Consider the following 20,700-nt stretch of genomic DNA (forward strand, 5'->3'; position numbering starts at 1 on the left):
GCAAAGCTACCGGCGTAACACGGCGAATGGATTACCCCAGCATCTTCATTTTCTGCTGTGCTTTCTGTTGGGTGGCGTCTTTCAGTACTACCTGTACACCACCAGCATTACGACCGCCGAAGATAGTAGTAACCACCTGTGGAGTAGAGGCCGCACGTGTTACCTGTAATGCAGCTGGCGTGAGTTGCAGGGTAGCCCTTGCTGTAACAACCACTGCAGGCGTTATGATCTGTTTGAAATCTCCGCTGATCTGGCTGATAGAAGAAGTAGGGGCTACATGGCTACTCCCGATAAGTGCATGCTCGCTGTCTGCTTTAAAGCTGATCAGGCTGGTAGCGGCGGCGGCTATCACAAAAGCAGCGGCTACTTTGGCGTTAAAAAACTTTTTCATTGACTTGGGTTTATGTATAATGCTCTACTCTTTTGGGCAGGGTTTTCGAGCAATTCCCCTTACTGATCCGGATAGTATCTTTCGTGGACATGCGGAGATAGTCCACCATGAAGGCAGATTGATGATATAGTAATGAATGATGTTTTCCCGCTCCGGCAGACAAGTTGTAAATAACGACGCAATAGTCTTTGGCTATATGATTGGATCAATAACAGTTGTAGTAATCCGGGAGCAGGCGTTTCATATGCTGGCTTTCTGGGGATAACAATATTGCTTTCAGCTGGCAGAAGACTTGTATCCCTACAGATACACCAGGTAGCAAACTGGTGACCTCTTTTTTGATAGAATGGTTAAAAACGATCAGGACAAGTCCCCGATGATGTAAAGTTGAATTTTATTGAGCGTATAGGCAATAGCGATAAAGTTTAAGTTATTCCTGTAAATGGGAAGCCGAGGAAAACTCTCCGCAGTAGAAATGAGTATGTTCAGTGATGATGAGGTGGCATCCCGCTATTTTTCCCAAACGAAAGAGCTGAAAAAAATAACAACTTTATGCTTATTTTTATGATACTCCATATGTTGGATGACAGATATCGTGATACATTGGTAACCCTATAATTTGTAAGCACGTGGTAGTTAATAAGATAAGACAGATCCGCCTCGCCCGTAACTTCACCCAGGAATATATCGCACTCGAACTGGGTATATCGCAGAATGCTTATTCCAAGATCGAAAATGGTCAGGTGAATATGACCGTAGACCGGCTCGGAAGAGTAGCCGATATCTTAAAAGTACCGGTGAGCGAATTGTTCGCTGTCACACACGAAGAACCCCTCAAACCAGCAACGTCATCACAAGACCTGCTCTACACCGAGTTAAAAGAAACCATCGCGCTCCTCAAAGACGAACTGGCCGCCAAACAACAGCATATCGATGGCCTGCTGCAAGTGATCCATAAACTACAGGAACAAGCCTGCTCCTCCATCACCCGGTGCCTGCTCTTATTAGGTATCTGCGATGCCGACCTCCCCTTGTTATTCCTGCTATAAATTCCAGATAAATAATGGTTCTTTTTCTATTATCGTATAACATGTACTCTATACGGTAAGTCCCCGCTTTTATTTTTTTTACACGCTCATAGCATATAATTTCACGCTTACAGCCTATAATATAAGCTATTCAACTGCTTTTACATTGCATATGGCCGGGATACTTTAGCAGCGATCTTAATATCTCAATCACCTTTAATTCCCATTGCCCATGCAAACGAGTAGATCTGTTAAGCACTACCAGGGGCTGCCCCGCTTAGCAATGAAAGCTGTCAAAGGAGGTGGCAAGAATGTGGCTGCCGCAGGATGCTGGTATACCTATTGCCGCTTCGTCTCTTCCGACCCTTGTCCCAGTTTCGGCGCCGGCTGTTTCTGCCACCATGTAGAAGGCTATTGTATGAGCCGGTCCTGATGCCTCCCCTTCCTCCATTTACCCTATTTCGCACTGCACCAAAGCAAGTATCCGTCTATTTTTTATCTAAAAAACACGCTACACACATGAAAAGCAAAAAAATGCTTACCGGCCTGACGGCACTGCCCCGTCATGAGCTCCGGCAACTGAAAGGTGGAGGGATCGACCTGGCCACCCAAACCTGTAATCTACAGGGCTGCCGCTTTGTAGACGCCTGCGGCAGTATCGAGATCGGCTGTTTCTGTCACCCGATAGAACGGTTCTGTATCAAACACAGCCTTCCTAACGGCTAAACACCTACTACCTGTAAGTCCTGATGATCGGATGTAATAATCACAAACCGCAATTATTCATCACCCTTAAATCGATCATGTATGAAAAGTCAACGTAAGATCTCCTCGTTTTCCGGTTTTGCCCGTACGACCCTCAGTCACATTAAAGGTGGCGGCACCGGCCTTGGCGCTCGCCTATGCGAGGCTGGCAGCATGTGTATCATTGGTTGTAAAGGCTATGGTTGTTTCTGCCACCCCATAGAGCGTTATTGCGTGTGGCATAACGTAGGCGGCCGGTAATCTGTACCGTTATGAATGTATCCTTTTAGCCGGCAATGGCCTGGCAAAAAGAAAAGGGCTGACCAACTGGTCAGCCCTTTCTGTGATAAGTTATATGTGAACGCGATTAAGCGCTTACTGCTTTGTTGACCAGTGCAGCTGCTTCGCTCAGCAGGATAGCGGATTGTACTTTCAGACCGCTTTCTTCGATGAGCTTCTTAGCTTCTTCTGCGTTAGTACCCTGCAGACGCACAATGATAGGTACAGTGATGTTACCGATAGACTGGTAAGCATCGATTACACCCTGTGCTACCCTGTCGCAACGTACGATACCACCAAAGATATTGATCAGGATCGCCTTTACTTTAGGATCTTTCAGGATAATACGGAAACCTGCTTCTACCGTCTGCGCATTGGCAGTACCACCTACGTCCAGGAAGTTAGCCGGCTCACCACCACTCAGTTTGATCATGTCCATAGTTGCCATAGCCAGACCAGCACCGTTCACCATACAACCTACGTTACCGTCCAGTTTCACGAAGTTGAGGTTGTATTTACCTGCTTCTACTTCTGTCGGATCTTCCTCGGTAATATCACGCAGGGCTTCCAGGTCGGCATGACGCATCAGCGCGTTGTCGTCCAGGTTCATTTTACAGTCTACCGCGATGATCTTCTCGTCGCTGGTTTTGAACAGCGGGTTGATCTCCAGCATAGAACAATCCAGTCCTACGTAAGCATTGTACAGGTTGGTCACGAACTTCACCATGTTTTTAAATGCCTCGCCGCTCAGACCGAAGTTGAAAGCGATCTTACGCGCCTGGAAAGGTTGGAGAGGGCTACCAGGGAATACCCACTCTTTGAATATTTTGTCAGGTGTGTTGTGGGCTACCTCTTCGATATCCATACCACCTTCAGTAGAGTACATGATCACATTCTGGCCTTTGGCACGGTCCAGTAATATAGACAGGTAAAATTCCTTAATCGGGTTAGGACCAGGATAGTAAACATCCTGGGCTACCAGCACTTTATTGACCAGTTTACCTGCTTCTCCGGTCTGGATGGTCACCAGGGTGCCTCCGAGGATATTGCCGGCTATCGTCTTTACATCCTCTGCATTTTTGCCAACAGCTACGCCTCTCTGCTCGGTACCACGCACCTTACCTTTACCACGACCGCCTGCATGGATCTGCGCTTTAACAACAGCAAACTCGTTGCCATAGTGTACTTTCAGTTGTTTATACGCTTCAGCGGCAGCTTCCGGAGTATCTACCGGAATACCTTCCTGCACCGGTACGTTATATTTTTTCAACAGTTCTTTAGCCTGGTACTCGTGTAAGTTCATCGGATAAAAATTTGGCGCTAAAATAGGTCATTATGTTTTAAATATAAAACCGCACCCATTTGTGAATTAAAAAATAACTTTGCGCGGATTTATGGGGAATGGCTAAATTGTTGCGGCCCGGCGGCCGCATACAGCCAGCCAGGCCCGGTAGCCTGGTCCCTATGGACCATTACACCAGACATATAAAGAATTTACATGAGCGAACTTTTAGACAAGATAGCGGCGGCCAGCGCCTTTATCAGGCAACGCTGGCAGCACACCCCTGTAGCAGGTATTATTTTGGGCAGCGGCCTGGGCAACCTCGTCGGCGAGATCACCGATAAAGTGGAGATCCCCTATAAAGAGATCCCCCACTTCCCGGTATCCACCGTAGAAGGCCATCACGGCAAGCTGATCCTGGGATATATGCAGGGCAAACCCGTAGTTGCTATGGCAGGCCGGTTCCATTATTATGAAGGGTTCTCCATGCAACAGGTCACCTTCCCCATCCGGGTCATGAAAGACCTGGGCATACAAACCCTGCTCGTTTCCAATGCCGCCGGTGGTATGAACGCCGCCTTCAAAGTAGGCGACCTGATGATCATCAGAGACCATATCAACCTGCAACCGGAACATCCCCTGCGCGGTCGTAATGAAGACACATTAGGCCCCCGCTTCCCGGATATGAGCGAACCGTACGCCAAAAGCCTGATAGCCAAAGCACAAAAAATTGCAGCGGACAACAATATACTGGTACATAGCGGCGTATATGTAGGCGTACAAGGACCAACCTTCGAAACCCGGGCAGAATACAAATTCATGCACATCATCGGCGGCGACGCTGTAGGCATGAGCACCGTGCCGGAAGTGATCGTAGCCGTACACGCCGGACTGCAGGTATTCGCCATGAGCGTGATCACCGACATCGGTATCCGTGAAGAAGAAAATGTGATCACTCACGACGAAGTACTGCAAGCAGCAAAGGCAGCAGAGCCCTTGCTCACCACAATATTCAGGGAATTGATCCAACAGTTATAATAATAAGATATCCTGCAGTAGGCAGTTTGCATACCAGGCACCCCAACCGGTACCAGGTATGCAAACTACAGGCTGGCAGCAGCAAATAGCAACTATTTCGGATGAGGCAACTTTTCTTAATCGCCAGCCTGCTGTTCCTGCTAGGAAAGCAGGGTATAGCGCAGTTCAATACCGGTGGCCGGTTTAATAATATGGGGGGCGGCGGTGGCGGCACCTCCAAAATGCAGCGCGATACCACCAAACATGATCATGAACCGGACACCCTGACACTGACCTATCGATACCTGGGAGAACCGACAGACTTTACTATCGACTCCTCCATCGCCGATTTTGACGCCAACTTCCTGCGGCGACCGGCCAGCTATATGTACCTCGGTAACAATGGTAACGCCGCCCGCAACCTCATCTTCACCCCCCGCGCCAAAGCAGGCTTCGATGAAGGCTTCCATGCCTTTGATATCTACGCCTTCAAACATGAAGATGCCAAGTTCTACATGACCACCAAACCCTACTCAGAACTACAATACCTGATCGGGGCCAAACAAGAACAACTCATCCACGCCACGCACACACAAAACCGGGGCGAACGTTTTAACTTCTCCTTCGACTACCGCAAAGTCAACGCACCAGGATACTTCCGCAACCTCAATACCAACGACGATATGTACCGGGTGACCGCCCAGTACCATAGCAAAAATAAAAGAGCACATACCTACTTCAGCTTCTATATGAACAAACTCGCCAGCGGCGAGAACGGTGGCATACGCAGCGATACCTTCATCGGCAAATCCCGCTACAGCGAACGTAGTACCATCGACGTCAACCTGGGCAACAGCGCCCCCTATAGCAGCGGTTTCTTTAACTCCACCATCGCCGTAAAATCCTCCTGGAAACAAACAGGCATCCTCCTGCAGCAACACTACGACTGGGGCAAAGGCGATACCGTACATGTGAACGACACCACCGCCTACTATAAATTCGATCCGGTATTCCGGGTACAGTACACCTTCAAGTTCACTAACAATACCTACGAGTTCACCGACAACACACCGGATACCTTCTACTATACCAAACATTACGATATTGCCTTCCAGGGGGGTGTCATAGAGGCAAAGACCAGCTGGAAGCACCTCTCCAACGATATCAGCCTCGTACAGTTCCCCATCCGTGGCAACCAGGCTCACTTCATCAGCGCCGGAGCCCGGTATGAAAATATCACAGGTACCTTCCTAGATGCCGGCATACAGTTCAACAACCTCGCCGTACATGGAGAGTACCGCAACAAAACACGCAATAAAAAATGGGACTTCTCCGCCAGAGGGGAACTATATGCACTGGGTACCAACGTCGGCGATTATAATGTCAGCGCAAGCCTGAGCCGCTACCTGAACGAAAAACTAGGCAACGTCACCCTCCTCTTCCGTAACGTCAATACAGAACCGTCCTACATATATCGCTATTTCTCGTACAACCGCGATAGCTGGTACAACGAGAATATGAAAAAGGAAAACACCTTCCAGTTCTCTTTCCTGGCGGATAACAAACGGCTCAAATACAACCTGGCTGTCAACTACTTCGTGTTTACCAACTACACCTACTGGCAGAACTATATGCAGAGCGCACAGGCCTCCGGTGTATTCAACCTCTTCCAGGTCGTGTTCAGCAAACAATTCAGGTGGCGGCAGTTCACCTGGTATGCCGACTTCGCCTACCAGCAGGTACTGGGTAACGGTCCTATCAACGTGCCCTCCCTATATACCAGGCACCGGCTGGCATTCGAAAGACGCCTGTTCACCAACCTCAACCTGATGACCGGTATAGAAGCGAAGTATACTTCCTCCTATTATGCAGATGACTATTCCCCGCTCACCGGACAATTTATCTACCAGAAAAATACCACCGTGAGATATAACCTGCCAGACCTGGCAGCTTTTGTACATTTCCGCATCAAATCCTTCTCTGCCTACGCACGTGCAGAGAACCTGAATACCTTCCTGGCCAACAATAACTACGCAGCGCCGCTCTACCCTTACAATAACTTCGGTATCCGGGTAGGTCTGCGCTGGTGGTTCATCAACTAACGCACCCGTAGCTGCTCATCCCCAGCTTCGTAAGGAAGGAACAACATCACCATGGTCAGCATTTCATCGACACTTTTCATCGTACCGCCGGAATAGATAAGGCGGGGAGGATGGAAAGGATTCGCCGGATTGCTGGCCGTGTTGTCATAAGTACCTTCTATCGTAACGACCGTTCCCTTAGGTATCTTCACCGGGTGCGGGAACCAGTAGATCTCCTGCCAGTTGAAATCCCATTGCGGGATGTGTACCAACGGAATCGTATCTCCCCGTGGCGTCGTCGCATATGCTTTAAAGGATTTGCCCAGCAAATGCATATGCGGCCATACATAAAACAGGCTTTGGTCCTGGGGGGTCGTTACTTTCAGTGTGAACTTTTTTATGGTATCCGGCTGTATGAAAAAGAAAGGTTCAATATCCCGCTGACCTACGCCGCCAGAACCAATACTGACCACATTCACCGTACGTCTGACAGCTTCTTTCCGGAAAAATAGGTTCACCCCGCTCTGCTCCGTGGTCGTTTTGCCGGATGGTGCATAGTGTATAGTCAGGAGAATTACCCCTCTTTTAGGCATTTTCCAGCCGATATGCTCCGGGTAGGACTCAAACCCTGCCCCCGGCACCCATCCGCCGTAATAGACCAGTTTCTTTTGCAAAGGGGCATATTCTTCATACCGGTTGCCCGATCCTTCATTGACCGTAACAAAATCAGGACCCATACGGATGTCGGTATCGTCGTCCGCTTCGTAAATAGCATAGTTGGCGTGATGTACAGCCTGTTTGTTATTAGTCAGGAACTCCACCGCCTCTACATTCATAGGAGCTTCCTGTGAAAAGGGGATGCGAAATACCACGAACCTTTCGGTGTTGTCGCCGGCAATAGTATAGGGAGCGATGACTTTCAGCGTCTGATCTGCCGGCCGGTGATACTGCGTACCGGCAACAAATTTCTTTGTAACAGGGGTGGGTTTACCTTTCGGCATCTTGGCCGCTACCCAGTCTTTGATCAGTTTGATCTCTTCAGCAGACAATCCCCGTTGCCCGCTATAGGTAGCATAGTGCCGGTCTGCCTTCCAGGGCGGCATATATCCGCTTTCCGTGACCTCGCTGATAAACGAAGCCCGTTTGCTCACCTCTTCATAAGTGAGTAGGGAGAAGGGAGCAGCTTCCCCCGGACGGTGACAGCTGGCGCAATGCTGCATGATCAGCGGCGCAATATGCTGGTAATAAGTGGGAACCTGTGCGGCCAGTGGCTGATACAGGAAAACCAGCAGGAAAAATAAATGACGCAGGCGCATGTCAGTCAATGTTGATAAGGCAGCCGATCGCCTTGGTGTGGGTAGTAGCCGTATGTTCTTTTTGCAGGATGGCCGCTTCCAGGTAGCGGGCAGTGATCACCGTACGCCGGGCACCGAGAGATACCACACCATTATCGATCAACCCGCGGTATAACAGGTGGCCTTGCGGGTCGAACAGCATGGCTTCCGGTGTAACACGGGCTTGCAGGTAACCGGACAACTGTTTGCCTTTGTCCTGCAATAGCGGAAACGGTAAGTGGTAATCGGCCTGGTACTGCCGGATAAGGTCCAGGGAATAGCCTTCACCGGGGATGATACCGACGAAGTATACCTGCTCCGCAAACTGCTCCTGTAGCTTGCGCAGCACAGGGGCATAAGATTTACACAATGGGCATTCCGGAGACAGAAAGAGCACCGCCAGCAGCTTGCCGGCAGGAGGCCGGAGCGGCTGTATACGCCCGCTGGTATCCCGCAGGGCAAAACGGCGGACAGCAGCTTCCCGGAAGGTCTGTGCACTACACAGCCAGGTAGGACAAAGCAACGCAATCGTGAGTAATAGTCGCATAACAGACCGGTTGAAACTATTCCCCTCCGCATACAACGGAGGGGAATAGCCAGGATACAAAATTATGGTTTATCCCACCATACACGGCCGCTGATCTCTGTCGGCAGCCCGAATCCGGGATCTTTGATCATATCTTCTATCGCTTTCTGCTTGTTGGCGAAATTGAGGTCGCCCGTCAGCGGATAGTTTACCGGGAACCGGCGTGGCATTGTCAGCACGGTACCTTCATTTTTGAATACTTCCAGCGGAAGGATCGTGTTGGCGTTAGGCATGCCAGTACGTTTGATCTGCGCCCAGGCTTCACTAGGATTCTTGTAATGATTGATGAAAGACTGTGCCGCGATCTGTTCCAGTGCTTTGGCTGCATTGAATACGATATCCGGTTTGGTTTTGTAGGCAGCCACTTCTGCGGGATCTACCGCTACGTAGTCATGGATAGCCGCCGCTTTGGCGATCTTATCATACGACTCAATAGAAGCGTCTATCCCTTTGTAATACCAATCAGAAGCACTCTCCCCGGAAAGCCCCAGTGCAGCTATTTCCGCGCGCATAAAACATACTTCTGCATAAGTGATCAGGTGGAAGGTCGTAAAGCCGGTACCATTGTTCCATTCTGCCTGGAACAGGCGTTGCTGTATAGGAGAGATGGTATCCAGTACTACATCTGAGCTACCGTTTTTGATCGTGATGCTGGCAAAGAAACGGGCTTTGGTAGGGTCGGTGCTCGCATCGGGACTGCTGTACTGGCCATAATACTGGCGGGCATCCCATACCGCACTGGCTGCGATCTTACCCTGAGCCTTCGCAGCATTGAAGTTCTCCTGCGTCCAGCTGTTCTTACGGAAGAACAGGCGCAGACGCGGATCGGCACTATTCCACATGAAATCGACCAGGTTCTTTTCTCCGGAGAAGCCCTGGTCCGGGTAGGGATTCCAGTTACCATCTGAAGTAAAGGAAGCGCCGGCATTGAATACCCATTCTTCGGCTACAGAGCTGATCAAACCGCCATTGTCTGCCAGTACCTCGGTGATGATGCCCTTGGCACGCTCCGGCGCTACTTTGAGCAGGCGCATGGCCATGCGCAAACGCAGGGAGTTGGCCGCCTTCACCCACTTGCCGATGGCAGTTGCATTATCTTTTCCATAGTAAAGATCACTGGTGCCAAACATCTCCTGTTCTACCGGCTGTTTGGTCTTCAGGGTATTTACGATCGCTTTTAACTCTGCTTCCAGGGTGGCAAACAGCGATGACTGGGAATCGTAGGCCGGCGTAATAGTACCACCCTGACGAGCCTGGAACGCTTCCTTGTAAGGGATGCTGCCCACCACGTCGCTGATATACCAGGCATAATAGGCGCGTATCACACCAGGAATAGCCCGCATATATACATAGCGGGGCTTCTGATCGGCGGGCAGGGCATCTATCATATTTTCTATCTTAACAAGATGCGGCGCAATGTCCGTATAGAAGATATTATAACGTTGATTCACATTGTTGGTCTGTACCGTGAAGGTAGCGCCGTTGCCGTTTTTACGTACGGTCGCTTGTGCCCATACAGAGATAGTCCGGATGTTATCGTAGAACGCTTCGAAGTTATTGCCATGCATCTTGGTGATAGCAGTAGGCAGCAGCGATTTCAGCGGAGGATTCAGGATGTTATCCGGGTTAGTATTGAATTGGGCGAGTTTGTCCTTATTACACGCCGGTGCGATGGCGATAGCGGCCAGCATAGCGAGTGAAACGGACCAGGTTTTATATCTATGATGTAATTGCATGTCGTTGACTTTTTTCGAGGGTTTAGAAGTTGGCGTTTACGGTAACGAAGAAGCTGCGGATGTAAGGCGTACCACCACCCATAAAGGCAGCACCGGAACCACTGCTGGTCAGGTCATCCGGGTTGAGGTCGATCGGCAGTGATTTGTACAGGAATCCCAGGTTACGGGCGCCTAATGTCAGCCTTAAAGCATTCAGCTTGGCTCGGGACGTAATAGAAGTAGGCAGGTCATAACCTACAGATACATCACGCACACTTACCCAGGAGTTCTCAAATACAGATTGCTCGCGGATACCACCAAACCAGTTGAAAGAGTTGTTGTAGTAAGCCAACGCACGGATCGGACGTACATATCCTTTATCATAGGCTTCCCGATAGGTCATACCGCTTACATTGTAACGGTTGCCATCCAGGCCGGTGATCGTTGTACCGTCCGCATATACGCCATCAGGAATGATACCGTCATCACGTTTGGCGCCGGCAGCATTTACGTATTCCAGACCGCCGAGATCTTTGGTACGGCCGGGTAAAGTATTGACAGTTTGACCCAGCTGAGAGCCATAGTTATAACTGGGAGAGTATACCAGACCACCAAAACGGGCATCCAGCATGAAGCTAAGGCTAAGAGAACCGTAGTTGAAAGTATTGCGGATGCTACCGAGGAATTTAGGTAAGGTGCTACCGAGTGTTACTTCTCTTTCCAGGCCGGCTGCATAGTTGGCAGCACGCAGGAATCCGCCGGTAGATGAAAGTACGCGTTTGCCATTCAGCGGGCTTTCGATCGCCTTACCCTGGGCATCGCGTGCCTGGTAACGGGCAAAGCCATAAGCAGCGATCATGGTACCGTAGTCGCCACCAACATAAGCCACAGAGCGTACGCCGTCTTCACTTTCCAGGCCTACCACTGTAACGCCGGGAGCAAGGCTGAGTATCTTGTTACGGTTACGGGTATAGTTCAGGTATACATCCCAGCTGAACTTTTTCGCTTTCACCGGCGTACCGTATACAGCCAGCTCAATACCCTGGTTCTGTACATTACCAGCGTTGATCAGTGCATTTTCTACACCTGATTCACGGGGTACCTGTAAGGGAATGATCTGATTTTTGGTGTTCTGCTTATAGTAAGTGAAATCAAATCCCAGCCTGTTGGAGAAGAACTTCATTTCCAGACCGGTTTCGAGTTTTTCACTTCTTTCGGGAATCAGATTCAGGTTACCCAGGTTCCGGGATTCATATTCATAACGCTGGATAGTGTTACCGTCACGATCGCGGTAACCATCGGTAGCACGGAAGATACCAGTGTTGGTACGGTAGATATCCGTACCATTACCTGCATATACATAAGAGGTGCGCAGCTTACCATAGTTGATGAACTGAGGCAGCTTGAATGCTTCTGTGAATACCCAGGCAACGTCGGCGCCGGGATAGAAATAGGAGTAGGTACCTGCACCGCCGGGATACAGCAAGGTGGAGTTCCAGTCGTTACGACCGTATACGTTCAGTGTCAGCATCCCTTTCCAGGTAGCGCTGGCCTGGAAGAAGCCAGACACGATGCGGTATTCGTTAGGTGTCAGCTCTTCTGCACCTGGCAGATCTACAGAGTTGGATATACGGTATACACGGGGGATCTTCAAACCACTACGCGTATACGATCTTACACCGGTACGGTTGGAATTGTTCATCTCCGCACCAAACTGACCGAACAGTTCGAAGTCGTTGATCTGGCGGGACAGGTTGAAGTTACCTTTCAGCCTGGACTGGATCACTCTCCTGGTTTCAGCAGTATAAGCACCACCGCCGAATCCGGCATCACGGCCCAGTGTTTTGCTGCTGAAGGACGTGCTGAACAGGTTCACGGAAGGATTGGCCTCAAAGGTCAGCCAGGGAGTGAGTGTAACCCTGGCCGTTATATTACCCCGGAAGTTATCTTCTATCTGCTCCTGTCTGTCTTCCAGCAGGGTGTACCAAATGCCACTTACCGGGTCAGTAGTATTACGCCCACCTTTTGTAGGATCGATATAATTCTTCATCCAGTAGTCGGTGTCGTAGTTAGCGGGCGCACCGAAGGAGAAGTTGTAGATGATATTATTACCACCGGAAGCCCGGTTGGGGTTGAGTGTGTTGCTGCGTACGTAAGCGACGTTACCGTCCAGCAGTACGGCGTTACCCATCTTATGGGTGGCGCGGAGACTGAAACTGTTACGTTTGAACTCGTTGCGGGGTGTTACCCCTTTACTGTCCGTATTGGAGAAAGAGAAACGGAAAGTGGTTCTTTCATTACCGCCTTCTACACCGACATTCGTGTTGATATAACGGCCGGTCTGGTAAATGCCCAACACATCGGATTTGGGAGTGTTGGCGACGATGCGGCCGTTGATGTCGCGTACCTGCCTGCCATCGAGACGGGGGCCGAAGCCATAACCATAAGTAGCAGGGTTGATGCCTGGTATCCCATCAGGTCCCGCTGCTACAAAGTCTTCGGTAGTCTGCCCGGAGCCGAATTGATTCTGGAAGGCCATCAGTTTGTAAGCCTGATCCCAGGACTGTGTATGGCTAAGCGATACACCCAGTCCTTTCTGCGAAAATCCTTTTTTGGTGGTGATCATGATCACCCCGTTGGCAGCACGGTTGCCATATAATGCAGTAACGGCGCCTCCCTTCAGTACAGATATAGAAGCGATATCGTCATTGTTGATGTTTTTGAGGATGTTACCGAAATCCTGTTCGCCCCCTCTGTTTGGCAACACGACCTGGTCATCCATTACGATACCGTCCACCACGATCAGTGGTTGGTTTTTGAAAGGGTCCAGGGAGGCACTACCCCTGATCAAGAAGCGGGGAGTAGCCTGTGGCCCACCGGTGCCGGGAGATACCTGCAAACCCGGTACTACACCTTGGAGTGCAGCGATCGGGTTGATGGCGTTCGTCTTCCGGATGTCATCGCCTTTTACTTCCGTTACGGCATATCCGAGTTGCTTCTTTTCTCTTTTTTCGCCGAAACCGGTAACTACGATCTCACCTAATTGTTTTTCGTCGGTGGAGAGTGCGACATTGATCTCTTTTTTGCCCGCCGCCGGGATCTCACGGGTAATATACCCGATGCCCTGGAAGAGCAATACCGCATCGGTAGGTACTTTTCGCAGCAGGTAGCTACCATCCGGGTCCGTAATGGAGCCTGTATTGCTGCCTTTAATGCGGACACTGATACCCGGCAGCGGCGTGCCTTTCGTATCTTTTACGGTTCCTGAGATATGCGGTATTTCCTGTGCCCGGGAAGATACGGCATAGAGCATGCTTAACATGGAAAGAATGATGCATAGACATCGTTTCATAGTGTGATGTTTAGTTGATATGAAATAAGAGGGATATTGACCTGCTTCAGTTGGCTGGCGAGTATCTTCAGACGTTTAAAGGCATAGCAAAGCCGTGCCGTACATATAGGTACAGGTAGTGCTGAAAGTCGACAGAAATGTATACGACTATGCAGGTGCTATGACTGCACAGTTATACGAACACGCTAATGCCTGTTAGTGATCATTGTTCCTAAAACTCTAAAGAATACTTACTGCTTGTTCGCTATCCTAGTTGATTTTTTAGTTGATACGTAATGTGACTAAGATTGAAAATGTTATTAGGTTGATATTGTTGTTGTAGATTAACCCGACGTGGATGAACGATAGTGGTTTACCAAATTATAAGAGTGCCCCCGATGCAGCTAGTTTACGACGAAAACAAGAATTTTCCAAGCGACCTGTATTTGGTATTCTTAAAATGTTAAAAATGTCTTAATATTAGTTAAAATAATATCTACCTGTAAAACGATTGCATTTTCTGACGGGCAGGCAGTGAAGCGAATACTTGTCAGCTGTGGGTGACTTTATTGCAGGGTTCCCTGTACTGTTGCAACTTGTCTACAATACCCCGAATCGGCGATGCCATGTTCGCTGAGTGCTAATGTATTTATTTTCAATCAACTAATTTTTTACCCCTTCCTAACTGCTAGGCACCGGCATAAGTTTTGCCAACTTACTGTTAAAAATAGCTGATGAAAACGTTCACTATAAAGTACCACGCCATCCGGTATATTGTAAAACCCATCATGGGACATTTTCAACGTTTTAAGGTGAATATCAACGGACAGGACGTGTTCTTTGAGCCGGACCTGGATGGATTTATCCGTGCGGAAGCCAAACATGGTGTGAATATGGCCTTGCTTTTAGGTATCGCTGAAATGATCCAACGGACGGTGACGATATAGGCATAGAGAAGGATCGGTATAAAAGTCCTATCTTTGTCTATATTATATGAAGAAATTTGCCGTCATATGTCTTGCGTTATTGTATACCGTGCTTACAAGCGGGTTTACAGTAAATGTGCATTACTGCATGGGGCAGATCGCTTCCGTGAAGTGGCATACACCAGCGGACGAAGCTTGTAGTGTATGTGGGATGACCAAAAAACATGGCTGCTGCCAGGACGAAATAAAATTCTGCAAGGTACAAGAAGACCACCAGTCTCCGGTGTTATTGCAACAGGTGCCGCCTGCAGAAAAAGCGCTGATACTGCCACAACTGCTCAGTTATACACCTGCTTTGTTGCCGGTGGTCGTCCACCAGACCAATAACTATCACGCCCCTCCGATAAAAGGACCGGGTATTCCCCTCTATCTTCATCACTGTACTTTCCTGATCTGATAACTGCGATAGTCTTTGCAACTGTCCGTTGCCGGTGCTGTATGCCGCCGGGACTGGCTATATGGACTATTTAGCGGTTATTTTTTATACTACAATTTATCAGATCATGAAAGTATTAACAATAGTATGCCTGGCCCTTGGCCTTACTATAGGCGCACAAGCCCAAATTAAGAAAGCCTCTTTGCAGGCCGCAGGTCTCACCTGTGCCATGTGTTCCAACGCTACGCTCAAGTCATTACAGACCCTTCCCTTTATTTCTAAGGTAGATACGGACCTGGACAATACCACCTTCCTGTTGTACTTCAAGCCTGGTGCGGCTGTCAATGTAGACCAGATACAGCAGAAAGTGGACGATGCTGGTTTCTCCGTAGCTAAACTGGTACTTACTGCTGATTTTGACGGCCTGAAAGTGGAGAAGGACAGTCATGTGCCCTATGCGGGTAATACCCTGCATTTCGTAAACGTGAAAGACCAGGAGTTAAAAGGAGAGACTGCCCTCACGGTTATCGATAAGAACTTCGTTACCGCGCGGCAGTTTAAAAAATATAGTGCCCAGACCAAGATGAGCTGTTATCAGACCGGTGTAATGGAAGACTGCTGTAAGCCAGGAGGCAAGCAGGCGGCCAAACGTATACTGCATGTAACTATTTAAGGAGGGAGGCACATGAAATATAGATATCTGTTATTCTCAGGGCTGTTGCTGGCCGGTATGCAAGTCAATGCGCAGGAATTATATGTATCCAGCGATCCTGCCAGCAACATTGCTGCCCACTCTCTCAGTATTAGACTGACCAACAAGTTTTTCCGGATGGAGCAGGAGCGGGTGACTGGTATGCGGTTTGCCCCCGAGCTGATGTGGGGGCTCAATAAAAAGCTGATGCTCCGTGTGACGGGTTATGCATCCAACCAGATGCAAGCTTCTATACGTCCGGAAGGGGCATCGGTGTATGCCAAGTACCGGTTTCTTTCGCAGGATGAGCTGCACAGTCATTTCCGTATGGCAGCCTATGTAAAGGGAGCGGTGATAGACAATCCTTATGTGCCGGCGGCTATCAACGGGCATAGCCCGGCAGGGTATAAAAATGAGGACATCGACCTGGAGGGGATGAGTTCCGGTGTAGCCGGCGGTGTGATCGCTACGCAGCTGATACATAAACTGGCGTTGTCTGGTACGGTAGGATATAACCGTTTCCTCAACAATACCCGTCATAACCTGCCGGATGAGCTATCCAGGAATGCTGTAAATTACAGCTTGTCTGCCGGTTACCTGCTGCTGCCGTTCAAATACAAAAGCTATGACCAAACGAACCTCAACCTTTATGTGGAGTTCCTGGGCAAGGCTAATACCGACCGCATAGGAAGAGGGCATTATGTGGATATCGCACCGGCGATCCAGTTTATCTTTAATAGCACCACCCGGTTGGACGTGTCGTACCGTACCCAGTTGGCCGGCGATATGCAGCGGAATATATTCAACACCTTCCTGGTGCGCCTGGAGCACAATATCTTCAACTTAAAAAAGTGATTTGCATGCAGACAACCGTTTTACACGTTAAAAATATGGTATGTCCCCGTTGTATCAAGGCGGTGCGATCTGTGATAGAAGAGGCGGGGCTTACGGTGCAGGATGCTCAGTTAGGGAAAGTGCATGTTACGGGCAGCATCAGTGAAGAGCAACGCCGGCAGCTGGATGTGAAGCTACAGGCGGAAGGGTTTGAGCTGATGGACGACCGTAAGCAACAGGTCGCGGAGGCCATTAAAAATATCATTGTAGAGACGGTGCATTATGGTGACCTGGAGGAGATGAAGGAGAATTTCTCCAGCCTGTTGGCCCAACGGCTGAATAAAGATTATCATTACCTGAGTAACCTGTTTTCCGAACAGGAAGGCACGACCATAGAGCAGTATATTATCCAGCAGAAGATAGAGCGGGTAAAGGAGTTGCTGGAATACGACGAGCTGACGCTGAGCCAGATCTCTTATAAGCTGGGTTATAGTAGTGTAGCACATTTGTCGGGGCAGTTCAAAAAGGTGACGGGGATGACGCCGAGCCAGTTCAAACAGTTGCAGGAGCATAAACGCCGGCCGCTGGACAAAATATGATGATCTAAAAACAAGACAGATGAAGAAGGTATTAACAGGAATATTGAAAGTTTTGCAATCACTGTTTGTAAAAAAGAACTGCTGTAAATAGCAGGGGTGCCAGTGGCACTGAACGATAAAGAAGCCGGGTAGCAGTTACGCCGGCTTTTTTGTTGCCCGGCAAGGACGTAGAAATACGCGGATCTGTAGTTACGGAGTTGTCCGTAAATTTGTGTCTGTAGATGTTTTGTAGTACTCCAAAACCCAGCACAGTATTTGCAAATGGATACCTTTACTGCCATGATTCATTACAAATGGGGACAAAAAAATTAAGCATTGTTACACTAAGCCTGTTCGCCGTTATTATCACTTCCTGCGGACACCGGCAATCAGCGCCAAAAGAAGAGGAGATCGTACAACGGGTAGAAGAGCTACCGGAAGTGATACCGGAGAATATTGCGGACCGTTTACAATTTATTGCAGACAACAAGCAGCGGATGGAAGATACTGTGGGGGTATTGCGTATGTCGGCGCTGGAATATTATTACCGGCAGCATGATAATACGGCGCAATGGTCTGCCGACGGGAGGGCCAGTGATGCAGCTACGCAGATGCTGTCTTGTATAGAGCGGGCGGATGAAGCAGGGTTGTTGCCCGGGCAATATCATTTGCGGGGATTGAGCAAGGCGATGGAGCAGGTATCGGCGGATACTTCTGCGCGCAAGAATGCGGCATTGTGGGCCAAGATAGATGTGATGATGACGGATGCTTTTATGAAGATGGCGACGCACCTGCATTATGGGATGGGGCCGAGGGATAGTGTGACGTTGCGGAAAGATTCTTTGTTTTCTGATACGGCATTGACGCAGATGCTGGATCAGGCGTTACAGCAGCATAATGTAACGGCGGTATTGCACGATCTGGAGCCGAAGTATGCCGGTTATACGGCGCTCAAAGAGGGGCTGGCAGCCTTTAAGCGGGCATATGCCGGTCGTAGCTGGGATACGTTGCCACAGCAGTATACAGATACGCTGGCGTTCAAATACCTGTTGCGCAACCGGCTGGTGCAAGGAGGGTACCTGGATACGGCGGGGCGTGCGGCAGATACATCGATATTAAAGCAGGGAGTGAAAGCGTTCCAGGAAGCCTTTAACATGTACGCGGATGGGAAGGCCGGTAAGAAAACGATCGCGATGATGAACCGGTCTGTTGCCGATTGGGAAGCACAGGTCGCTGTTAATTTTGACAGGTGGCGTAAGCTGCCGGACAGTCTGCCATCCCGTTATATAATGGTGAACGTGCCAGCATTCAAGCTGATGGTGTCGGATAGTGGCGCGGTGGTGCTGGAGTCGCGGGTGATTGTAGGATCGCCGCGTAACCGTACACCGTTGCTGAATTCCGTGATGACCAACTTCGTACTTTTCCCTTACTGGCGAGTACCCTACAGTATTGTATTCAAGGAGATGCTGCCGGCCATTAAAAGGAATGTGGGTTACCTGGCGAGCAGGAACCTGGAGGTGATCGATCATCACGGTGATGCGGTAGATCCTCATACGATAGACTGGAGTAAGCTGGATAAGGGGCACTTCCCTTATGTGTTGCGGCAGATGGACGGTGTGGAGAACTCGCTGGGGGTGATGAAGTTCAACTTCATGAATGCCTACAGTGTATACCTGCATGATACTAACAGCCGTGGATTATTTAAGAATGCATACCGGGCGCTGAGCCATGGTTGTGTGCGTGTGCAGCAGTGGGATAGCCTGGCGATGTACCTGATCCGGCAGGATACCGTGTTGCATCCGCGAGATAGTGTACGGGCGTGGCTGGCGAGAGAGGAGAAGAAGCAGATCAATTTCAGTCCTCGGATACCCATTTATATCCGTTATTTCAGTGCGGAGGGGATAGATGGCCGTTTGGTATTCCACGAGGATATTTACGGAGAGGATCGTCGTCTGCTGCGCAGGATGGGGTATAAATAAACAGGATATTAAGTAGGATGATATGCGCATCTGCCGTAAGGGAGGTGCGCTTTTTTTATGGAGATAAAAAAAGCGTACCGGTGGAAGCCGGTACGCCTTGAAGACGGTATTGAAAGAAATTACTTGTTCAGTTTGGCTTTCAGTGCTTCGTTGAGTGCTTCCAGGAACTCTTCGGTGTAGAGGTAGTGTTTGCCATGCTCTACTTTGTTGCCATGGATACAAACGGCGAGGTCTTTGGTCATTTTGCCGCTTTCTACGGTTTCGATACATACCTGCTCGAGGGCGTGGCAGAAGTCGATCAGTTCCTGGTTGTTATCCAGGCGGCCGCGGAATTCGAGACCACGTGTCCATGCGAAGATGGAGGCGATAGGGTTGGTAGAGGTAGGTTTACCAGCCTGGTGGTCGCGGTAGTGACGGGTAACGGTACCGTGGGCAGCTTCTGCTTCCATGGTTTTACCATCCGGTGTTACGAGGGTGGAGGTCATGAGGCCGAGGGAGCCGAAGCCTTGTGCAACGGTGTCGGATTGTACGTCGCCATCGTAGTTTTTACAAGCCCATACGAAGTTACCATTCCATTTGAGGGCGCTGGCTACCATGTCATCGATGAGGCGATGTTCGTAGGTGAGGCCCTGTTTTTCGAATTCAGCTTTGAATTCGTTGTTATAGATCTCTTCAAAGATGTCTTTGAAGCGGCCATCGTATTTTTTGAGAATGGTGTTTTTGGTGCTCAGGTAGAGCGGCCATTTTTTCATGAGGGCCTGGTTGAAGCAGGCGCGGGCGAATCCGATGATGGATTCGTCGGTATTGTACATAGCGAGGGCAACACCATCGCCTTTGAAGTTGTATACTTCGTGTTGGATGGTTTCTCCGTTTTCGCCTTCGAAGGTGATGGTGAGTTTACCTTTACCTTTTGTTACGAAGTCGGTAGCGCGGTATTGGTCGCCGAAAGCGTGACGGCCGATGCAGATGGGAGCCGTCCAGTTAGGAACGAGACGCGGTACGTTCTGCATTACGATGGGCTCACGGAATACGGTACCATCGAGGATGTTGCGGATAGTACCGTTAGGCGACTTCCACATTTGTTTCAAGTTGAATTCAGTTACGCGGGCTTCATCGGGCGTGATGGTGGCGCATTTGATACCTACGCCTACTTCGCGGATAGCGTTAGCTGCATCTACGGTTACTTGGTCGTTGGTGGCGTCGCGGTGTTCTACGCCGAGGTCGAAGTATTTAATATCTACCTCCAAGTAAGGAAGTATCAGTTTGTCCTTTATGAATTTCCAGATGATCCTGGTCATCTCGTCTCCATCCAGTTCTACTACCGGGTTTGCGACTTTGATTTTTTCAGCCATTTCTGTTTGATTTTTAAAAAAGTTTAATAAGGTACAACTATTCAAGCCTAGGATAAACCTGAAATATACAATAACAGTGTGCAATTTCCAAGTGCCGTTTGGTCTATACACGGCAC

At 49.4% G+C, this 20,700-nt stretch carries 19 protein-coding genes; 12 read left to right on the top strand and 7 right to left on the bottom strand.

All coding sequences use genetic code 11. The features are described 5' to 3' along the window. Positions 1 to 31: 31 nt before the first annotated feature. Positions 32 to 391 (bottom strand): hypothetical protein, encoded by a 360-nt coding sequence (locus KTO58_RS01725; protein WP_095841033.1) that lies wholly within the window; start codon positions 389 to 391, stop codon positions 32 to 34. Between the two features lie 629 nt (positions 392 to 1,020). Between KTO58_RS01725 and KTO58_RS01730 the strand changes: the two genes are divergently transcribed. From KTO58_RS01730 to KTO58_RS01745, 4 genes are all read left to right on the top strand, one after another. After that, positions 1,021 to 1,440 (top strand): helix-turn-helix domain-containing protein, encoded by a 420-nt coding sequence (locus tag KTO58_RS01730; RefSeq protein ID WP_198315055.1) that lies wholly within the window; start codon positions 1,021 to 1,023, stop codon positions 1,438 to 1,440. 211 nt (positions 1,441 to 1,651) lie between these two features. After that, positions 1,652 to 1,852 (top strand): hypothetical protein, encoded by a 201-nt coding sequence (locus tag KTO58_RS01735; protein ID WP_157753262.1) that lies wholly within the window; start codon positions 1,652 to 1,654, stop codon positions 1,850 to 1,852. Between the two features lie 86 nt (positions 1,853 to 1,938). Beyond that, a complete protein-coding gene (locus tag KTO58_RS01740) occupies positions 1,939 to 2,145 on the top strand; it encodes a hypothetical protein (RefSeq protein ID WP_095841031.1) in 207 nt (68 codons plus the stop codon). 81 nt (positions 2,146 to 2,226) lie between these two features. Continuing rightward, positions 2,227 to 2,424, top strand: a complete 198-nt coding sequence (locus KTO58_RS01745; protein ID WP_157753260.1) for a hypothetical protein — start codon at positions 2,227 to 2,229, stop codon at positions 2,422 to 2,424. A 106-nt stretch (positions 2,425 to 2,530) separates the two neighbouring features. Here the strand turns inward: KTO58_RS01745 and sucC are convergent, their stop codons facing one another. Then, on the bottom strand, positions 2,531 to 3,745 hold the full coding sequence (gene sucC, locus KTO58_RS01750; RefSeq protein WP_095841030.1) for an ADP-forming succinate--CoA ligase subunit beta: 1,215 nt from the start codon (positions 3,743 to 3,745) through the stop codon (positions 2,531 to 2,533). 195 nt (positions 3,746 to 3,940) lie between these two features. Between sucC and KTO58_RS01755 the strand changes: the two genes are divergently transcribed. Both KTO58_RS01755 and KTO58_RS01760 read left to right on the top strand, forming a co-directional pair. Next, a complete protein-coding gene (locus KTO58_RS01755; RefSeq protein ID WP_095841029.1) occupies positions 3,941 to 4,762 on the top strand; it encodes a purine-nucleoside phosphorylase in 822 nt (273 codons plus the stop codon). A 101-nt stretch (positions 4,763 to 4,863) separates the two neighbouring features. Beyond that, entirely contained in the window at positions 4,864 to 6,843 is a 1,980-nt protein-coding gene (locus KTO58_RS01760) for a putative porin (protein ID WP_095841028.1), read from the top strand. On the opposite strand, the gene KTO58_RS01765 is transcribed toward KTO58_RS01760, so the two are convergent. From KTO58_RS01765 to KTO58_RS01780, 4 genes are all read right to left on the bottom strand, one after another. Continuing rightward, a complete protein-coding gene (locus tag KTO58_RS01765; RefSeq protein ID WP_095841027.1) occupies positions 6,840 to 8,138 on the bottom strand; it encodes a calcium-binding protein in 1,299 nt (432 codons plus the stop codon). The genes KTO58_RS01760 and KTO58_RS01765 overlap by 4 nt on opposite strands. Before the next feature lies 1 nt (position 8,139). After that, positions 8,140 to 8,703 carry a redoxin domain-containing protein gene (locus KTO58_RS01770; protein WP_157753258.1) on the bottom strand — a complete coding sequence of 188 codons (564 nt, stop codon included), beginning with the start codon at positions 8,701 to 8,703 and terminating at the stop codon, positions 8,140 to 8,142. A gap of 62 nt (positions 8,704 to 8,765) precedes the next feature. After that, positions 8,766 to 10,478 carry a SusD/RagB family nutrient-binding outer membrane lipoprotein gene (locus KTO58_RS01775; protein WP_095841025.1) on the bottom strand — a complete coding sequence of 571 codons (1,713 nt, stop codon included), beginning with the start codon at positions 10,476 to 10,478 and terminating at the stop codon, positions 8,766 to 8,768. A 22-nt stretch (positions 10,479 to 10,500) separates the two neighbouring features. Continuing rightward, a complete protein-coding gene (locus tag KTO58_RS01780; protein WP_095841024.1) occupies positions 10,501 to 13,809 on the bottom strand; it encodes a SusC/RagA family TonB-linked outer membrane protein in 3,309 nt (1,102 codons plus the stop codon). A 713-nt stretch (positions 13,810 to 14,522) separates the two neighbouring features. Between KTO58_RS01780 and KTO58_RS01785 the strand changes: the two genes are divergently transcribed. The 6 genes from KTO58_RS01785 (at position 14,523) to KTO58_RS01810 (ending at position 19,232) form a co-directional block, all read left to right on the top strand. Continuing rightward, positions 14,523 to 14,735 carry a hypothetical protein gene (locus KTO58_RS01785; protein ID WP_095841023.1) on the top strand — a complete coding sequence of 71 codons (213 nt, stop codon included), beginning with the start codon at positions 14,523 to 14,525 and terminating at the stop codon, positions 14,733 to 14,735. Positions 14,736 to 14,781: 46 nt separating this feature from the next. Further along, complete coding sequence (locus KTO58_RS01790; protein WP_095841022.1) at positions 14,782 to 15,171, top strand: HYC_CC_PP family protein; 390 nt, start codon at positions 14,782 to 14,784, stop codon at positions 15,169 to 15,171. Between the two features lie 106 nt (positions 15,172 to 15,277). Next, complete coding sequence (locus KTO58_RS01795) at positions 15,278 to 15,823, top strand: heavy-metal-associated domain-containing protein (protein WP_157753254.1); 546 nt, start codon at positions 15,278 to 15,280, stop codon at positions 15,821 to 15,823. A 12-nt stretch (positions 15,824 to 15,835) separates the two neighbouring features. Further along, positions 15,836 to 16,696 (top strand): hypothetical protein, encoded by an 861-nt coding sequence (locus KTO58_RS01800; protein WP_095841020.1) that lies wholly within the window; start codon positions 15,836 to 15,838, stop codon positions 16,694 to 16,696. Positions 16,697 to 16,701: 5 nt separating this feature from the next. Next, entirely contained in the window at positions 16,702 to 17,274 is a 573-nt protein-coding gene (locus tag KTO58_RS01805; protein ID WP_095841019.1) for a helix-turn-helix domain-containing protein, read from the top strand. A gap of 293 nt (positions 17,275 to 17,567) precedes the next feature. Next, entirely contained in the window at positions 17,568 to 19,232 is a 1,665-nt protein-coding gene (locus KTO58_RS01810) for a L,D-transpeptidase family protein (protein ID WP_198315054.1), read from the top strand. Positions 19,233 to 19,351: 119 nt separating this feature from the next. Here the strand turns inward: KTO58_RS01810 and KTO58_RS01815 are convergent, their stop codons facing one another. Then, complete coding sequence (locus tag KTO58_RS01815; protein WP_095841017.1) at positions 19,352 to 20,584, bottom strand: NADP-dependent isocitrate dehydrogenase; 1,233 nt, start codon at positions 20,582 to 20,584, stop codon at positions 19,352 to 19,354. Positions 20,585 to 20,700: the final 116 nt, after the last annotated feature.

This window comes from Chitinophaga pendula (genome assembly GCF_020386615.1).
Classification (GTDB): domain Bacteria; phylum Bacteroidota; class Bacteroidia; order Chitinophagales; family Chitinophagaceae; genus Chitinophaga; species Chitinophaga pendula.